We start from the raw sequence: 17,056 nt of genomic DNA on the forward strand, positions 1-17,056 counted from the left end.
AACTTAAGCGTGGTCGACTCATGTTTCTCCTTGTAGCCGGCCGGAGAGGCGCCGGACACAGCAAACCCACAACAAAGCTCAAGGAAGTACAAGGAGATCCCCATGAGTAACCTCGCACTGTGGTCGCGACCGGCCTGGGACACCGACCGGTGGTTGCGTGACTTCTTCGGCCCCGCCGCCGCGTCAGACTGGTACAAGCCGGTGACCAGCGGTTTCAACCCCGCCGCCGAGATCGCCAAGGACGGCGAGGACGCGATCGTACGCATCGAGCTCCCCGGCGTTGACGTCGAGAAGGACGTCAACGTAGAGGTCGACCGCGGCCGACTCGTGATCCACGGCGAACGCCGCGACGAGCACGCCGAAGAGAAAGAGGGGCGCACCCTGCGCGAGGTCCGCTATGGATCCTTCCGCCGGTCGTTCCAGCTGCCGGCCCACGTCACCGGCGACGCCATCACGGCCTCGTACGACGCCGGCGTGCTGACCGTGCGGGTCACCGGCGCCTATGCAGGCAGCCAGGCGCGGCGCATCGAGATCACCAAGTAAGAGGTGAACCACGATCCGGCGGGGTCATTCGATCCCGCCGGATCCCTCTGTCGTGCAACTGTTTTCGTCCCGGATCAGCGCCAGCGCGCCAGCAGTTCCCTGGCCCGGGTCGCCAGCGCGGCCTGAAAGAAGGGGCCGAAGCTGATGCGTGCGACACCCAGCGGCCCGAAGGACGCCGGGTCGTCCTGATCGGGCAGCGCGATCGCGTTGACCGGCAACGGCAGCTCTGCGGCCAAGCGGCGCAACGTCTCCGGGTCGTGCCGACCCACCGGGTAGAGCACATCGGCGCCCGCGTCCGCGGCTTCGGTCAGTCGCGCCACCGCCCGCTCGACGCGGTCCGCATCGTCCCCGTCCTTGCGCAGGAAGAGATCGGTGCGGGCGTTGATCACGACGTGCACCCCGGCCGCATCGGCGGCCGCCCGCAGCGCGCCCACCAACTCGGCGTGCTCACCGGCGGACCTCAGCCGCTTGCCCTCGGAGTGCACGGTGTCTTCGATGTTCAGCCCGACGGCCCCGACGCTCAGCAGGCCCTCGATCAGGCGCTCGGCCCCCAACCCGTAACCGGATTCGACGTCCACCGAGACCGGGACGTCGACCGCGGCCGTGATCTGGGCGATCCGGGCCAGCACATCGTCGAACGACATGCCCTCCCCGTCGGGTTTGCCGACCGAATCCGCCAGCGGATGACTGCCCACGGTGAGCGCGGCGAACCCGGCGTCGGTGGCGTGGCTGGCCGACCAGGCGTCCCACACGGTGGGCAGCACCACCGGGTCACCCGGTCGGTGCAGGTCGAGCAGCGCGGCGGCACGGTCGGCGGCGGTCTGACCTGGCATGGGCGTCTTTGCTCCGGGTTGGGGAAGGAAGTGAGTCGCCTGACGTCAGGCTGTGCCGTCGATAGTATCGGGGGCGTACTGTGATCCGTGACACCGCCCGCGCAAGGAGATCCGTTGAGCACCACTACTGAACTCGCCGAACTGCACGACCTCATCGGCGGCCTGCGGCGGTGCGTGGGCTCCCTGAAGAGTCGCTACGGTGACAGCCCCGCGATGCGGCGCATCGTCATCGACGCCGACCGGATCCTGTCCGACGTCGAACTGCTTGACACCGACGTGTCCGAGTTGGACCTGGCGCGCGCCACCGTGCAGCAGTCAAGCGAGAAGATCGTCATTCCCGACACCCAGTACGACAGCGAATTCTGGCGCGATGTCGACGACGAGGGTGTCGGGGGTCACAGCAGGTCCTGACAACCCAAGCCCCCCGGAAATGAGGGGGTGCTCTCTGTGTACCCTTCGACCAACAGCCCGTTCGAAGAGGAACACTAGATGAGCGCACCCACGGCGAACCGTCCTGCGTCAGGTGTCTTTTCACCCACGCGCGCCCGCATCCCGCAACGGACCCTACGTACCGACCGGTGGTGGATGTCGCCGCTGCGGATCGACTTGGGCTTCGCCGCGTTCGTCATCTACGCGACCCTGCGGGCCTTCCAACGCGATTACTTCTTCGTCCCGAAGTATCACTACCTGACGCCGTTCTACTCCCCGTGCGTGAGCAAGGCCTGCGGGGCGGCCGGCGACTTCTGGCCGCAGATCCTGCCGGACGTCTGGTGGCTGCCGTACGCGGCGCTGACGCTGCCGTTCCTGCTGCTGTTCCGGTTGACCTGTTATTACTACCGCGGCGCCTACTACCGCACGGTGTGGCAGTCGCCCAGCGCCTGCGCGGTGGCCGAGCCCCGCGTCCACTACACCGGCGAGACCAGGTTCCCGCTCATCATCCAGAACAGCCACCGGTACTTCTTCTACATTGCCGGCATCATCTCGGTGATCAACACCTACGACGCGATCATCGCGTTCCACTCCGACTCCGGCCCGGGCGGCTTCGGTTTCGGGCTGGGCAACCTGATCATGGTCGGCAACGTCGTCATGTTGTGGATCTACACGCTGTCCTGCCACTCCTGCCGGCACGTGACCGGCGGGCGGCTCAAGCACTTCTCCAAGCACCCTGTGCGGTACTGGATCTGGACCCAGGTCAGCAACATCAACACCCGCCACAAGATGTACGCCTGGATCACCCTGGGCACCCTGATGCTCACCGACTTCTACATCGCGCTGGTGGCCGGCGGTGCCATCCCTGACCTGAGATTTGTTGGCTGAGAAGCCTTTTCAAGAAGAATCTGAAATAGCGAGGGTTTTCATGGTTGAGGTCGAACGGCATGCCTACGACGTAGTCGTCATCGGCGCCGGCGGCGCGGGACTGCGAGCGGTCATCGAGGCGCGGGAACGCGGCCTCAAGGTCGCGGTGGTGTGTAAGTCCCTGTTCGGCAAGGCCCACACGGTCATGGCCGAGGGTGGCTGCGCGGCGTCGATGGGCAACACCAACCCGAAAGACAACTGGAAGACCCACTTCGGCGACACGATGCGGGGTGGGAAGTTCCTCAACAACTGGCGGATGGCCGAGCTGCATGCCAAGGAGGCGCCGGACCGCGTCTGGGAGCTGGAAACCTATGGCGCGCTGTTCGATCGCCTCAAAGACGGCAAGATCAGCCAGCGCAACTTCGGCGGGCACACCTACCCGCGACTGGCGCACGTCGGCGACCGCACCGGCCTGGAACTGATCCGCACGATGCAGCAGAAGATCGTTTCGCTGCAGCAGGAGGATTACGCCGAACTCGGCGACTACGAGGCGCGCATCAAGGTGTTCGCCGAGTGCACCATCACCGAGCTACTGAAGGACGGCGACGCGATCGCCGGGGCGTTCGGCTACTGGCGCGAGACGGGTCAGTTCGTCCTGTTCGAGGCGCCCGCGGTGGTGCTCGCCACCGGCGGCATCGGCAAGTCGTTCAAGGTCACCTCGAACTCCTGGGAGTACACCGGCGACGGGCACGCGCTGGCCCTGCGGGCGGGCGCGTCGCTGATCAACATGGAGTTCGTCCAGTTCCACCCGACCGGCATGGTGTGGCCGCCCAGCGTGAAGGGGATTCTCGTCACCGAGGGTGTCCGCGGGGACGGCGGTGTGCTGAAGGACTCCGAGGGCAAGCGGTTCATGTTCGACTACATCCCGCCGGTGTTCAAAGGCCAGTACGCCGAAACCGAACAAGAGGCCGACCAGTGGCTCAAGGACAACGACTCGGCCCGCCGCACCCCCGACCTGTTGCCCCGCGATGAGGTCGCGCGCGCGATCAACTCCGAGGTCAAGGCCGGCCGGGGCAGCCCGCACGGCGGCGTGTTCCTCGACATCGCGTCCCGGTTGACGCCCGAGGAGATCAAGCGGCGGCTACCGTCGATGTACCACCAGTTCAAGGAGCTGGCCGGCGTCGACATCACCAAGGAGCCAATGGAAGTCGGGCCCACCTGTCACTACGTGATGGGCGGCGTCGAGGTGGACGCCGACACCGGAGCGGCCACGGTCCCCGGCCTGTTCGCCGCGGGCGAGTGCTCCGGCGGCATGCACGGTTCCAACCGGCTCGGCGGTAACTCGCTGTCGGACCTGCTGGTCTTCGGCCGGCGGGCCGGCCTGGGCGCGGCCGACTACGTGCGGGCGCTGAGCAGCCGCCCGACGATCTCGGCGGAGGCCGTCGAGACCGCGTCGAAGCGGGCGCTGTCCCCCTTCGAGGGACCGACCAACGGCGCCCCGGCGGAGAACCCCTACACGCTGCAGCTGGAGCTGCAGCAGTCGATGAACGACCTGGTGGGCATCATCCGCAAGGCGGACGAGGTCTCCGAGGCCCTCGCGCGGCTCGACAAGCTTCGCGAGCGATTCAAGAACATGCACGTGGAGGGCGGTCGCCAGTACAACCCGGGCTGGAACCTGGCCATCGACCTGCGCAACATGCTGCTGGTCAGCGAGTGCGTCGCCAAGGCCGCGCTCGAGCGCACCGAAAGCCGCGGCGGCCACACCCGCGACGACCACCCGGCAATGGACTCGGGGTGGCGCAAGGTACTGCTGGTCTGCGAGGCCGCCGGCGGCGACGAGGTGATCCCCGACATCAGCGTCACCCGCAAGGAGCAGGTGCCGATGCGGTCCGATCTGCTGGAGCTCTTCGAGATCTCCGAGCTGGAGAAGTACTACACCGACGACGAGCTGGCCGAGCATCCAGGACGGAGAGGCTAATGACCTACAACGCGACCTTGCGTGTGTGGCGCGGTGACGATGCCAGCGGCGCGCTGCAGGACTTCACGGTGGAGGTCAACGAGGGCGAGGTGGTGCTCGACATCATCCATCGCCTGCAGCAGACCCAGACGCCCGACCTCGCCGTGCGGTGGAACTGCAAGGCGGGCAAGTGTGGCTCCTGCTCGGCCGAGATCAACGGAGTCCCGCGGCTGCTGTGCATGACCCGGATGTCGACCTTCGCCGAGGACGAGGTGGTGACCGTGACGCCGCTGCGGACGTTCCCGGTGATCCGGGACCTGGTCACCGACGTTTCCTTCAACTACGAGAAGGCGCGCGAGATCCCCGCCTTCGCGCCGCCGAAGGATCTGCAGCCGGGCGAGTACCGGATGGCGCAGGCCGACGTGCAGCGCTCGCAGGAGTTCCGTAAGTGCATCGAGTGCTTCCTGTGCCAGAACGTGTGCCACGTGGTCCGCGACCACGAGGAGAACAAGAAGGCGTTCGCCGGCCCCCGCTTCCTGATGCGGATCGCCGAGCTCGAGATGCACCCGCTGGACACGCTGGACCGGCGCAACCAGGCCCAGGAGCAGCACGGGCTGGGCTACTGCAACATCACCAAGTGCTGCACCGAGGTCTGCCCGGAAAACATCAAGATCACCGACAACGCGCTGATCCCGATGAAAGAGCGGGTCGCCGACCGCAAGTACGACCCGGTGGTGTGGCTGGGCAACAAGTTGTTCCGGCGCTGACCCGGGCGTTAGCCCGCCCGGCGCGCCGGGTACCCGCATAGAACCCAAACTCCGAAGGGCAGCGTGGGAGATATGCGAGAAACCACCAGCATCAACGAAATCCGAACCGCCATCCGGGAGCTGTCCGCACGCGCCGATCTTGCGCGTAAGGAAGGCCGCCCCGACGACGCCGAGGAGATCGAGCAGCGGATAGCGGGCTTCCGGGCGGAACTCAGCAAGCGACCGTAGCCGCGTTCAGACGCCGAGGCGCCGAAATGCGCTGCGGTGAAACACGATCGGTGCGATGTCGGCGTCCACCGTCACTTCGTTGACCCGCAGCACCACGATCGTGTGATCCCCGGCCGGGATGAGCTGTTCGATCGCGCTTTCCAGCCAGAGACCGGTGCCCTTGATGAACACCGCGCCGCTCTCCCTGGACTCCGTCTCCAGACCGGCGAACCGGTCCCCGGTCTTGGCGGCCAGGGTGCGGGCGGCCTCGTCGTGGGCCTCACCGAGGACGCTGATGCCCAGCATCGGCAGGTCTTTGAGCTTGGGCCACGTCGTCGAGGTGTTCTGCACGCAGAACGACACAAGCGGCGGATCCAGGGAGACGGGGACGAAGGTGCTGGCGGCCAGGCCCTCCCGGGTTCCCTGGACTTCGGCGGCGATGGCGACCACCCCCGAGGGGAAGTGGCCGAAGGCCTCACGAAGTGTGGACGGTGTCAGGTTCTTGTTCGAGTTCACCGGAATTCATTCGCCCCTTGAGCCGAGAACGGGATTCTCGTTCCCGACCCTACCTGCTGAATGTCCGTGCGCTGAAGCCACATCGGGGTGTGCGCGCAACCTGCTCTTCCAGGCGTTGCGGCCGTAGACGGAGAAGATCGGATCCGAAGGGTCGGTCACCCGGCCGGCGCGCGCCCGCAGTTCGGGCGGCAGCGTCAACACCGGGATCCGCGCGTCCAGCCGCGGGTTGAAGAAGTAGGGCACCGAGATCCGGTCCGTCGGCTGCTCCTCCAGGTTCACCCGGTGCTCGGTGGCGCGCAGGTAACCGCCCGTCGCCACCTCCAGCAGCTCGCCGATGTTGACGACGAAGGCGCCGTCGGCGGGCGGCACGTCGATCCATTCCTCAGTACCGGGCCGGCGCACCTGCAGACCCCGGCTCCCCGGCTCGGCCAACAGCAGCGTGAGCACGCCGGAGTCTTTGTGCGGGCCGACGCCCTGCGCCGTGGCCGCGCTGCGCGGGTAGCGCACGATCTTGATCAGCGTGGCGGGCGTCTCGGCGAAGGCCGGGTCGAAGACGTCCGGTGGGCTCCCCAGCGATGCCGCCCAGTGCCGGAGCAGGGTGCGGGCTACCGCGGACAGCGCGGCGTCCCATTCGTCGACGATCCCGGGCAGTTCGGGCAGCGCGGCCGGCCACTGGTTGGGCCCCTGCAGCCACAGGTAGTCGGGCCTGCCGGGCGCCCCGATCGGCGCGCGTTCCGGTCCGATGTCGATCTGCTCCCGCCAGTCCACCTGGCCGCGGGTCAGCTCGCCGCCCATCCGGGTGTAGCCGCGGAAATGCGGGCTGTGGACCATGGCGACCGCGTCCTTCTCGGCCTGGGGCAGCGCGAACAGCCGGCGCGCCGCCTCCAGCAACCTGCCGGCGAGCTCGCCGGGCACGCCATGGCCGGTCAGGTAGAAGAAGCCCACCTCGTGCGCGGCCTCGCGCAAACCTCGCCGCAATTGGGCCGTCGACGTGCGCAGATCCACTACGGGCAGGGTGGTGATGCATCCCATAGTTTGAGATCCGTTTCGTTATCGTCGCAGGTCAGAGGCACCTTATCGGCTCCCCAACCGGTTGGTTAATTAGACGATGGAATCTTGCTCACATTGACTTGCGTTGAACTAACTCTGAGCGATATTTTAGCGGTGTTACTGGTGGGTAACTTAGAAGTAGTACCCAACCACAAGTGGCATTCTCAACGAGGAGGAAACCGTAGTGAGCCACTACAAGAGCAACGTCCGTGACCAGGTGTTCAACCTGTTCGAGGTTTTGGGCGTTGAGAAGGCTTTGGGCGCCGGCGACTACAGCGATCTGGACGTCGAGACCGCGCGCGAAATGTTGTCAGAGATCAGCCGGCTGGCCGAGGGGCCCATCGCCGAGTCGTTCGTCGAGGGTGACCGCAATCCGCCGGTCTTCGACCCGAAGACCCACTCGGTGACGCTGCCGGAGTCGTTCAAGAAGTCGGTCCGCGCGGTCACCGAGGCCGGTTGGGACAAGGTCGGCATCGACGAGGTCCTCGGCGGCATGCCGATGCCTCGTGCCCTGGTGTGGGCGCTGCACGAGCACCTGCTGGGAGCAAACCCCGCCGTGTGGATGTACGGCGGCGGCGCCGGCTTCGCGAACATCCTCTACCACCTCGGCACCGAGGAGCAGAGGAAGTGGGCCGTGATCTGCGCCGAGCGCGGCTGGGGCTCCACCATGGTGCTCACCGAGCCGGACGCCGGTTCGGACGTCGGCGCCGGGCGGACCAAGGCGATCAAGCAGGACGACGGTTCCTGGCACATCGAGGGTGTGAAGCGATTCATCACCTCGGCCGACTCCGGCGACCTGTTCGAGAACATCTTCCACCTGGTGCTGGCCCGCCCCGAGGGCGCGGGTCCGGGTACCAAGGGTCTGTCGCTGTTCTTTGTGCCCAAGTTCCTGTTCGACTTCGAGACGGGCGAGCTGGGCGAGCGTAACGGCGTCTTCGTGACCAACGTCGAGCACAAGATGGGCCTGAAGGTTTCGGCCACTTGTGAGCTGTCCTTCGGCCAGCACGACGTGCCCGCCAAGGGCTGGCTGGTCGGCGAGGTGCACAACGGCATCGCGCAGATGTTCGAGGTCATCGAGCAGGCCCGCATGATGGTCGGCACCAAGGCCATCGCGACCCTGTCGACCGGCTACCTGAACGCGCTGGAGTACGCCAAGTCCCGCGTGCAGGGCGCCGACATGACGCAGATGACCGACAAGACCGCTCCGCGGGTGACGATTACACACCACCCCGACGTGCGCCGGTCGCTGATGACCCAGAAGGCCTACGCCGAGGGTCTGCGCGCGCTGTACCTCTACACCGCGACCTACCAGGACGCGGCGGTTGCCGAGGCGGTGCACGGTGTGGACGCCGAGCTGGCCGTCAAGGTCAACGACCTGATGTTGCCCGTGGTCAAGGGCGTCGGATCCGAGCAGGCCTACGCCAAGCTCACCGAGAGCCTGCAGACCTTCGGTGGGTCCGGCTTCCTGCAGGACTACCCGATCGAGCAGTACATCCGCGACGCCAAGATCGACTCCCTCTACGAGGGCACCACGGCCATCCAGGCGCAGGACTTCTTCTTCCGGAAGATCATCCGCGACAAGGGTGTGGCGCTGGCTCATGTGTCGGGCGAGATCCAGAAGTTCGTGGACAGCGAGTCCGGCAACGGGCGGCTGAAGTCCGAGCGCGAGCTGCTGGCGAAGGCCCTGGCCGACGTCCAGGCGATGGCGGCCACCCTGACCGGCTACCTGATGGCGGCGCAGGAGGACGTGACCAGCCTCTACAAGGTGGGCCTGGGATCGGTGCGCTTCCTGATGAGCGTCGGCGACCTGGTCATCGGCTGGTTGCTGCAACAGCAGGCCGCGGTGGCCGTGCAGGCGCTGGACGCCGGCGCCAGCGGCGACGAGCGGTCCTTCTACGAGGGCAAGGTCGCGGTGGCCTCGTTCTTCGCGAAGAACTTCCTGCCGCTGTTGGCCAGCACCCGCGAGGTGATCGACACGCTGGACAACGAGATCATGGAGCTCGACGAAGCCGCCTTCTGACAGGCAAAAGCAAAAACCCCGCTTCCAGATGGGAGCGGGGTTTTTGTATTTCACGGCACAAACGGCACAAAAAGGCCGCCGCTGGATCCCCTCACTCCAGCGGCGGCCCTTTTCGTACGCCCGTCCGCGCTGACCGGCGGTCGTTTCAGGGATGCCCCGTATTGCCGTCGGGGTCGGGGGGTCAGACCACAACACGGGGTCATCCGGGCACTCGGATACCCCTCCGCCGGAATTACTAACCCGCTGTGACCGATCTCATGAACCGGCCGACCCCGGGAACGGCTCAGGCCTCCAAAATCGCGGCCACGCCCTGGCCACCCGCGGCGCAGATGGAGACCAGGGCCCGCAGCGGCTTGCCCGCACCACCCTTCTGCTCCGCCCTCTTCTGGGCGAGCTGCTTGGCCGCCTGGGCGAGGATCCGCCCACCGGTGGCGGCGAAGGGGTGGCCGGCGGCCAATGAGGAGCCGTTGACGTTCAGCTTGGAGCGGTCGATCGACCCGAGCGCGGCGTCCAAGCCCAGCCGCTCCTTGCAGTAGTCCTCCGACTCCCACGCCTGCAGGTGCGCCAGCACCACCGAGGCGAAGGCCTCGTGGATCTCGTAGAAGTCGAAGTCCTGCAGGCTCAGGCCGTTCCGGGCCAGCAGCCGCGGCACCGCATAGGTGGGCGCCATCAGCAGACCGTCGCGCCCGTTGACGTAGTCCACGGCCGCGGTCTCCGCGTCCACCAGGAAGGCCAGCGGCGCCAGCGACCGGGCGTCCGCCCACTCCTCGCTGGCCAGCAGCGCGACCGAGGCGCCGTCGGTCAGCGGGGTCGAGTTGCCGGCCGTCATCGTCGCGTCGCCGGACTTCACGCCGAACACCGGCTTGAGCTTCGCCAACTTCTCGGCCGACGAGTCCGGCCGCAGGTTGTCGTCGCGGTAGAGCCCGAGGAACGGGGTGACCAGGTCGTCGAAGAAGCCCCGATCGTAGGCGGCGGCCATGTTGCGGTGGCTCGCGGCGGCCAGCTCGTCCTGGTCGACCCGCTTGATGCCCATCTCCTTGGCGGTGATCGCCTGGTGTTCGCCCATGGACAGCCCGGTGCGCGGCTCGCTGTTGACCGGGATCTGGATGCCCAGGGTCGCGGGCAGCGTGCCCACCAGCCTCAGCCGCTGGACATTGGACTTGGAACGGCGCAACTTGAGCAGGGTGCGGCGCAGGTTGTCGCCCAGCGCGATCGGAGGGTCGGAGGTGGTGTCCACGCCGCCGGCGGCGGCCACGTCGTAGCGCCCGGCCGCGATGCCGTCGGCCGCGGCGATGGCCGCCTGCAGGCCGGTACCGCACGCCTGCTGCAGGTCGAACGCCGGCGTGTACGACGACAGCGCGGAACCCAGCACGCATTCGCGGGTCAGGTTGAAGTCCCGGCTGTGCTTGAGCACGGCCCCGCCGACCACCGCGCCCAGCCGTTCGCCGGCCAGCCCGAAGCGGTCCACCAGCCCGCCCAATGCGGCGGTGAGCATGTCCTGGTTGGACGCCTCGGCATAGGCGCCGTCGGACCGGGCGAACGGGATGCGGTTGCCGCCCAGCACGGCGACGCGTCGCCGTTGCGAACTGCGCTGGTTGCTTGCCTCGGAACTTGCAGGGGCCACTGTCTTCTCCGTGTATCTGCCGGCTATCGGTTTTGGGATGCCCGTCTGGGGCCATACTACCCACTGTTCTTACTCTGAAGTAAGTTCGTCCCCGATACGGTGGGGCAGTAGGCACACCCCCACTTCGCAAGCGCATGGAAGGTTGCTCCGGTGGCTCCCAAGGTCTCGTCCGATCTGTTTTCTCAGGTTGTCAATTCCGGTCCTGGATCGTTTCTCGCCAAGCAGCTCGGTGTCCCGCAGCCCGAGACGCTGCGCCGCTACCGGTCCGGTGACCCGCCCCTGGCGGGCTCCCTGCTGATCGGCGGTGAGGGGCGAATCGTCGAGCCGTTGCGCGCCGCGCTGGACAAGGACTACGACCTCGTGGGCAACAACCTCGGTGGACGCTGGGCCGACCAGTTCGGCGGCCTGGTGTTCGACGCCACCGGCATCACCACGCCGGAGGGTCTCCGGGGGTTGTATGAGTTCTTCACGCCGCTGCTACGGAACCTGGGCCATTCCGCGCGCGTCGCGGTGGTCGGCACCACGCCCGACGCCGCCACCAGCCCGCACGAGCGGATCGCCCAGCGCGCGTTGGAGGGGTTCACCCGCTCGCTGGGCAAGGAGCTGCGCAACGGCACCACGGTGGCGCTGGTGTATGTCTCACCCGACGCCAAACCCGCTGCGACGGGGTGCGAGTCGACGATGCGGTTCATCCTGTCGGCCAAGTCGGCCTATGTCGACGGCCAGGTGTTCTACGTCGGCGAGGCCGACTCCACGCCGCCGGCGGACTGGGAGCGGCCGCTGGACGGCAAGGTCGCCATCGTGACCGGTGCGGCCCGCGGGATCGGCGCGACCATCGCGGAGGTGTTCGCCCGCGACGGCGCCCGCGTCGTCGCGATCGACGTCGAGTCGGCCGCCGAGGCGCTGGCCGAGACGGCCAGCCGGGTCGGGGGCACCGCGTTGTGGCTCGACGTGACGGCCGAGGACGCCGTCGACAAGATCACCGAGCACCTGCGCGAGCACCACGGCGGCCGCGCCGACGTGCTGGTCAACAACGCCGGCATCACCCGCGACAAGTTGTTGGCCAACATGGACGACGCCCGCTGGGACGCCGTCCTGGCCGTCAATCTCCTTGCCCCGCTGCGGCTTACCGAAGGACTGGTAGGCAACGGCAGCATCGGCGTGGGGGGCCGGATCGTCGGGCTGTCCTCGATGGCCGGCATCGCGGGCAACCGTGGGCAGACCAACTACGCCACCACCAAGGCCGGGATGATCGGCCTCACCCAGGCGCTGGCCCCGGAGCTGTACGCCAAGGGCATCACGATCAACGCCGTCGCGCCGGGTTTCATCGAGACCCAGATGACGGCGGCCATCCCCCTGGCGACCCGCGAGGTGGGCCGCCGGATGAACTCGCTGCTGCAGGGCGGCCAACCCGTCGATGTCGCGGAGACCATTGCTTACTTCGCCAGCCCGGCGTCAAACGCGGTGACGGGCAACGTCATTCGCGTCTGCGGCCAGGCCATGCTGGGCGCATAGCTGAGGAGAACGCGATGAATCAGCCAAGCGGCCTGAGGAACATGCTGCGCGCGGCGGCCGGGGCCCTGCCGGTGGTGTCCCGCGGCAACCAGCTGCCCACCCGCACGGTGGACATCGAGGAACTGCCCATCGACCGCACGAATGTGTCCGAGTACGCGGCGGTCACCGGCCTGCGCTACGGCAACAATGTGCCGCTCACCTACCCGTTCGCGTTGACCTTCCCCGCAATGATGTCGCTGGTGACCGGATTCGACTTCCCCTTTGCCGCAATGGGTTCGGTGCACGTCGAGAACCACATCACGCAGTACCGGCCGATCGCCGTCACCGAGACCGTCGGCGTGCACGTGCATGCCGAGAACCTGCGTGAGCACCGCAAAGGTCTGCTGGTCGACCTGGTGACCGATGTGAGCGTCGGCAACGACACCGCGTGGCATCAGGTGACGACCTTCCTGCACCAGCAGCGCACCAGCCTGTCCGACGAGCCCAAGCCGCCGCCGCAGAAGCAGCCCAAGCTGCCCCCGCCCAGCACCGTCGTGCGCATCAGCCCCGGCCTGATCCGGCGCTACGCCGTCGTCGGTGGTGATCACAACCCGATTCACACCAACCCGATCGCGGCTAAGTTGTTCGGCTTTCCCACCGTCATCGCACATGGAATGTTCAGCGCGGCAGCGGTATTGGCCAACATCGAGGCCCGGTTGCCGGACGCGGTGAAGTATTCGGTGCGGTTCGGCAAACCGCTGGTGCTGCCCGGCACCGCCGGGCTCTACATCGACGAGGGCCATGACGGTTGGGACATCTCGCTGCGCAACATCGCCAAGGGCTACCCGTATCTGACCGGCACGGTCCGGCCGCTTTAGTGCTTTCGGTGCCGACCCGCTTCGCCCGGCTGCGCCGCGCTCGCGATCGCCACTAGCCCGTCGGTGCCGACCCGCTTCGCCCGGCTGCGCCGCGCTCGCGATCGCCACTTAGCCCGAGTGCGTCGGGCCGCGGCCCTTGGCAAGGACTTTCAGTCCGTGGGCACCGGTCGCGGTCAGCAAAAAGAGCAGAAACAACCACAACGGCGGCCGGGCGAGCTCCCAGACGAAGATGGCCGCCCAGATCGGCGAGCCCTGCGTCACCGCGAGCACGCCGGCGGCGCCCGCCAGTGACACCGCCGGCACGTGCAGGTGCGTCCCGGCCGCCCAGTTGATCGTCAGCACCAGCGCCGCACCGGCGGCCGCGCCGGTGGCCAGCGAGGGTGTCAGCATCCCGCCGGCCCCGCCGGCGCGCAAAAACAACGCGGTCAGCAAGGGTTTCAGGGCCAGAATCGCGAGCGCCGACAACAGCGTCATGCCGCTGGCCAGGCTGACGGTCAGGATGCTGCGGCCGTTGCCGGGCAACTCGGGCCACCAATGCGAACAGATGCCCATCACGAGCCCGGCCCCGGCGAGCGCGGGGACCAGCACCCAGGCCCGCATCTGCCTTGCCGGCCGCGCCGCCGCCATCAGCCGGTTGAACGCCAGTCCCACCGCGAGGGTCAGCGGCGCCAGCAGGAGCCCGTGCGCGGTCAGTAGGTACGTCGACTCCCCGATCGGCCACTGCAGGTTGGGTTCGTCGCGCGTGATCGCCGAACCGACCGCGACAGCCAGGCTCGAGGAAATGAACGCCGCGCCGACCGCCCGCGGATGCCAGGTGTTGAGCAGGATCCGCACCGAGAACAGCGCACCGGCAAGCGGGACCGCGTACACGGCGCCCAGCCCGGCGCCGGCCGCGCACGCCAGCAACACCTCGCGATCGCGGGGCGATAGCCGCTTGAGCCAAGCCGTCCCGAAATCGCCCAGCGCCGCGGCGAATTGACGCGGCGCACCCTCCCGGCCGAGGGATGCCCCGGACCCGACGAGCAGCACCTGCAGCATCGCGTCGACGCTCCAGGAGAGCCGCGGTATCCGCTCGCGGTGCGCGATGGTCTCCGCCAGGGCCGGCACGTGCGTCCTGCTCCGCAGGATCCACCACCCGACCGCCGCCAACGCCGCGCCGATCATCGGCCCCACCACACGACGCACCGGGCTGCTGCCGGCAACACCGACCAGCAGCGCGCCAAAGGTGTAGTTGTACGTGACGTGCTGAACGAAGCGCAGCACGAACGTCGTCGCCAGCCCCGCGACCCCGGCCAGCAACCCGACGATGACTACGGCGCAGAAGAAGTCGACAGTGCGGGCGGGCGGTCGAGCCACATGACGAATGTAGGGGCTAGCGCCGGGCCGCGCTGCGGCCGCCCTTCTTGGGCAGCGCCGCGGCGGCGGCCTCCCGCTCCTCCGGACCGCCCCGCAGCCCGTGCCAGAACAGGTTGATCATCAGCTCGGCCGCCTCGTCGGCGTCGATGTCGCCGGTGCTGAGCTGGTTGGCCATCGCCTCGCCCGCGCCCACCAGCGCCACGGCCATCATCTCGTGCTCGCGGTCGGTGCGCCTGCTGCGGCTCCCGGCCCGCACCAGCCCGGCGACCAGCTCGATGATCTGTTCACGCCCTTCGCGCACCATGTGCGCGAACGCCTGCGAGCTGGTGGCCTGGGTGTACATCACGATCCACGACGCCCGGTTGGCGTCGATGTAGCGCATGAACGCCACGATGGTGTTGCGCAGCAAGTCTTTCGGGCTCTGCGTGAAGTCGATGTCCGCGCGAACCACGTCGATGAACCGGCCCATCTCCCGGTTCAGGCAGGCGCCGAACAGGTCCTCCTTGGAGCCGTAGTACAGGTACAGCATCGGCTTGGAGATCTGCGCCTCGGCGGCGATGGCGTCCATCGAGGTCTCGTGGTAGCCGTTGACCGAGAACATCTGCACCGCGGCGTCGAGCATTTGTTGCTCGCGGACAGCGCGCGGTAACCGCTTGGTGCCACCCGCCATCGCTTGCCTCTCTAGCCCGTCTATCTGACTCCAGAGTAAGCACCGTGCCGGGTCGGCACACGCTTTAGTGGCCGCAGGCGGGACTGCGACCCTTCATCGTCGCCACCCGCGTCAGCGCGTCATCGACCCGCTGCGAAGGCAACTCGCCGGCGGCCACCGCCTTCTGCAGCCGGTCCAGGACCGCGGGCACCTCGTCGGTGGTGACCCAGAGCGCAACGTCGGTGCCGGCCTGCAGGGTGCGCAGCACCGCCTCGGCGACCCCGTATCGGTCGGAGATGGCGCCCATGCTGGACAGGTCGTCGGTGAACACGGGCCCGTTGAACGGTGGAGCGCCGTAGCCGACGCCGTCGCGCAGCAGCTGCACCGCCGCGTGGCTCAGGCTGGCCGGGTCGTCGCCGGTCAGCCCGGGGACCTGCAGGTGGCCCAGCATCACCGCGACCGGGGCCACCGTGATCAGCGTCCGGTACGGCACCAGGTCGAGGTTCTGCAGGTCACTGAGCGGCGGTGTCACCACACCGCCGGTGTGCGAGTCGCCCGAGCCGTGCCCGTGTCCGGGGAAGTGCTTGAGCACCGGCAGCAGTCCGGCGTCGCGCAGGCCTTGTGCGTACGCCCCGGCGTAGGCGATGACCGTGTTGGGATCGCCCCCGAACGAGCGGTCACCGATCACGCCGCTCGTGGCATCGGTGACGTCGACGACGGGCGCGAAGTCGATGGTGATGCCCAGCTCGCGCATCTTCTTGCCGCGCTCGGCCGCCAGATCGTGGACCTGGGCGACGGTCTGGGTCTGGGCCAGTTGCCGGGGCGACGGTGCCTCCCCGATCAGCGACCGCAACCGCGACACCCGGCCGCCCTCCTCGTCGACGCTGACCGCCAAGGGCAGCGGTCCGGCCTTCGCCGCGATCTCGGCCAGCGGGCCTTTGAAGATCGACAGGTCCGTCCAGCTGCCGATGAAGATGCCGCCCACGTGGTAGCCGTCCACTACCGAGCGGGCGTCGTCGGCGTTTTTCACGCCGACCATCAGCAGCTGGGCCAGCTTGTCGCGGACCGGCAGCGTGGTGACGTCGCCGCAGGCCGGCGGCGCTGGGGCGGCCGCCGGCTTGCCGGCCGGGGTCGACGGGCCCGGTGGCCGGGCGGCGTGGTGAGCACAGCCCGCCAGCAACGCCGACACGGAGACGAGCACGGCCAAGGTGCGCGAAAATGACATCGGGCCATGTTTTCATGGCGCTATCCGGGCCTCCGGATCTGGGGAGCGACGAGGTTTTCGTCGGGGGTTTTCTTCTTCGGCTGCGGGGGCACTCCTGGGCTGGTGCCAGCGGGGCTAGGGGGCAAGATGCCAGCGTTGACCGGTTTTGCCCTGGCCGCGGCGGCCAGCATCGCGGTGGGTCTGTCGGTGGGTGTCGCGACGACGGTCGGCGTCACACTGGCCGTCGCCGATCATGGCGCGGCACCGGCGCGCGGTCGTCCGCTTTCGCCGAACCCGCTGGCGCCCCATCAGGTCCAATACGGCGATCGGTGCTTTCACGGTCACTGCCTGCCCTGACGAGCGCTCCGGGCCGTCGACCCCGTTCTGCTAGGTTGGCGCTAGGCCGACCACGTTTTCCCGATGCCGTTAGGAGCCGTCGATGAACCGGATCATTGCGCCCGCCGCCGCGAGCGTGGTGGTTGGTCTGTTGCTCGGCGCGGCAGCGATCTTCGGGGTGACTTTGATGGTGCAGCAGGACACGAAACCGCCACTCCCCGGGGGCGATCCGCAGTCGTCAGTGCTCAACCGGGTCGAGTACGGCAACCGTAGCTAGCGGCGAAGCCGGGCGCAGTGCATCGCCGCCTGCGGACTCAGCGGCGATA

At 67.9% G+C, this 17,056-nt stretch carries 18 protein-coding genes and 1 pseudogene; 11 read left to right on the forward strand and 8 right to left on the reverse strand.

Annotated features, from left to right (window positions below; translation table 11 throughout):
* The first annotated feature begins 102 nt into the window (after positions 1-102).
* Positions 103-543 carry an Hsp20/alpha crystallin family protein gene (locus A5773_RS18250; RefSeq protein WP_066947312.1) on the forward strand — a complete coding sequence of 147 codons (441 nt, stop codon included), beginning with the start codon at positions 103-105 and terminating at the stop codon, positions 541-543.
* Between the two features lie 74 nt (positions 544-617).
* Here the strand turns inward: A5773_RS18250 and A5773_RS18255 are convergent, their stop codons facing one another.
* Positions 618-1,376 carry an isocitrate lyase/phosphoenolpyruvate mutase family protein gene (locus A5773_RS18255; RefSeq protein WP_066947310.1) on the reverse strand — a complete coding sequence of 253 codons (759 nt, stop codon included), beginning with the start codon at positions 1,374-1,376 and terminating at the stop codon, positions 618-620.
* Between the two features lie 114 nt (positions 1,377-1,490).
* Here A5773_RS18255 and A5773_RS18260 point away from each other — a divergent pair, with 114 nt between their 5' ends.
* From A5773_RS18260 to A5773_RS26330, 5 genes are all read left to right on the forward strand, one after another.
* Positions 1,491-1,787, forward strand: a complete 297-nt coding sequence (locus A5773_RS18260; protein ID WP_066947672.1) for a hypothetical protein — start codon at positions 1,491-1,493, stop codon at positions 1,785-1,787.
* Positions 1,788-1,865: 78 nt separating this feature from the next.
* On the forward strand, positions 1,866-2,693 hold the full coding sequence (locus A5773_RS18265; RefSeq protein WP_066947308.1) for a hypothetical protein: 828 nt from the start codon (positions 1,866-1,868) through the stop codon (positions 2,691-2,693).
* 40 nt (positions 2,694-2,733) lie between these two features.
* Positions 2,734-4,650, forward strand: a complete 1,917-nt coding sequence (locus A5773_RS18270) for a fumarate reductase/succinate dehydrogenase flavoprotein subunit (protein ID WP_066947301.1) — start codon at positions 2,734-2,736, stop codon at positions 4,648-4,650.
* On the forward strand, positions 4,650-5,396 hold the full coding sequence (locus A5773_RS18275; RefSeq protein WP_066947299.1) for a succinate dehydrogenase/fumarate reductase iron-sulfur subunit: 747 nt from the start codon (positions 4,650-4,652) through the stop codon (positions 5,394-5,396). Before A5773_RS18270 ends, A5773_RS18275 begins: the two co-directional genes overlap by 1 nt.
* A gap of 72 nt (positions 5,397-5,468) precedes the next feature.
* A complete protein-coding gene (locus tag A5773_RS26330; protein WP_197505450.1) occupies positions 5,469-5,624 on the forward strand; it encodes a hypothetical protein in 156 nt (51 codons plus the stop codon).
* Positions 5,625-5,630: 6 nt separating this feature from the next.
* Here A5773_RS26330 and A5773_RS18280 read toward each other — a convergent pair whose 3' ends face one another.
* The gene (locus A5773_RS18280; RefSeq protein WP_066947297.1) at positions 5,631-6,119 is read right to left on the reverse strand and encodes a flavin reductase family protein; all 489 of its coding nucleotides are present in this window, start codon (positions 6,117-6,119) and stop codon (positions 5,631-5,633) included.
* Between the two features lie 6 nt (positions 6,120-6,125).
* Complete coding sequence (locus A5773_RS18285; protein WP_067791966.1) at positions 6,126-7,151, reverse strand: isopenicillin N synthase family oxygenase; 1,026 nt, start codon at positions 7,149-7,151, stop codon at positions 6,126-6,128.
* A gap of 202 nt (positions 7,152-7,353) precedes the next feature.
* Here A5773_RS18285 and A5773_RS18290 point away from each other — a divergent pair, with 202 nt between their 5' ends.
* Positions 7,354-9,189 (forward strand): acyl-CoA dehydrogenase, encoded by a 1,836-nt coding sequence (locus tag A5773_RS18290; RefSeq protein ID WP_067791970.1) that lies wholly within the window; start codon positions 7,354-7,356, stop codon positions 9,187-9,189.
* A 283-nt stretch (positions 9,190-9,472) separates the two neighbouring features.
* Here the strand turns inward: A5773_RS18290 and A5773_RS18295 are convergent, their stop codons facing one another.
* The gene (locus A5773_RS18295) at positions 9,473-10,813 is read right to left on the reverse strand and encodes an acetyl-CoA C-acetyltransferase (protein ID WP_067791973.1); all 1,341 of its coding nucleotides are present in this window, start codon (positions 10,811-10,813) and stop codon (positions 9,473-9,475) included.
* A gap of 150 nt (positions 10,814-10,963) precedes the next feature.
* Here A5773_RS18295 and A5773_RS18300 point away from each other — a divergent pair, with 150 nt between their 5' ends.
* Both A5773_RS18300 and A5773_RS18305 read left to right on the forward strand, forming a co-directional pair.
* The gene (locus A5773_RS18300; protein ID WP_067791975.1) at positions 10,964-12,328 is read left to right on the forward strand and encodes a 3-oxoacyl-ACP reductase; all 1,365 of its coding nucleotides are present in this window, start codon (positions 10,964-10,966) and stop codon (positions 12,326-12,328) included.
* Between the two features lie 14 nt (positions 12,329-12,342).
* Positions 12,343-13,185 (forward strand): MaoC/PaaZ C-terminal domain-containing protein, encoded by an 843-nt coding sequence (locus tag A5773_RS18305; protein WP_067791978.1) that lies wholly within the window; start codon positions 12,343-12,345, stop codon positions 13,183-13,185.
* A gap of 8 nt (positions 13,186-13,193) precedes the next feature.
* Here the strand turns inward: A5773_RS18305 and A5773_RS26780 are convergent.
* From A5773_RS26780 to A5773_RS18320, 4 genes and pseudogenes are all read right to left on the reverse strand, one after another.
* Positions 13,194-13,293 (reverse strand): annotated as a pseudogene (locus tag A5773_RS26780) (2-isopropylmalate synthase); the annotation flags it as partial.
* Positions 13,294-14,541 (reverse strand): chloride channel protein, encoded by a 1,248-nt coding sequence (locus A5773_RS18310; RefSeq protein ID WP_066947255.1) that lies wholly within the window; start codon positions 14,539-14,541, stop codon positions 13,294-13,296.
* Between the two features lie 16 nt (positions 14,542-14,557).
* Positions 14,558-15,211, reverse strand: a complete 654-nt coding sequence (locus A5773_RS18315; protein WP_067791982.1) for a TetR/AcrR family transcriptional regulator — start codon at positions 15,209-15,211, stop codon at positions 14,558-14,560.
* A 64-nt stretch (positions 15,212-15,275) separates the two neighbouring features.
* On the reverse strand, positions 15,276-16,415 hold the full coding sequence (locus A5773_RS18320; RefSeq protein ID WP_066947248.1) for a glycoside hydrolase family 3 N-terminal domain-containing protein: 1,140 nt from the start codon (positions 16,413-16,415) through the stop codon (positions 15,276-15,278).
* A 126-nt stretch (positions 16,416-16,541) separates the two neighbouring features.
* Here A5773_RS18320 and A5773_RS18325 point away from each other — a divergent pair, with 126 nt between their 5' ends.
* Together A5773_RS18325 and A5773_RS18330 are read left to right on the forward strand one after the other, a co-directional pair.
* Positions 16,542-16,751, forward strand: a complete 210-nt coding sequence (locus tag A5773_RS18325) for a DUF2613 family protein (RefSeq protein ID WP_231989236.1) — start codon at positions 16,542-16,544, stop codon at positions 16,749-16,751.
* 82 nt (positions 16,752-16,833) lie between these two features.
* Complete coding sequence (locus A5773_RS18330; protein ID WP_066947240.1) at positions 16,834-17,007, forward strand: DUF2613 domain-containing protein; 174 nt, start codon at positions 16,834-16,836, stop codon at positions 17,005-17,007.
* The last annotated feature ends 49 nt before the right edge of the window (positions 17,008-17,056 follow it).

The organism is Mycobacterium sp. 852014-52450_SCH5900713 (genome assembly GCF_001667075.1).
Classification (GTDB): Bacteria; Actinomycetota; Actinomycetes; order Mycobacteriales; family Mycobacteriaceae; genus Mycobacterium.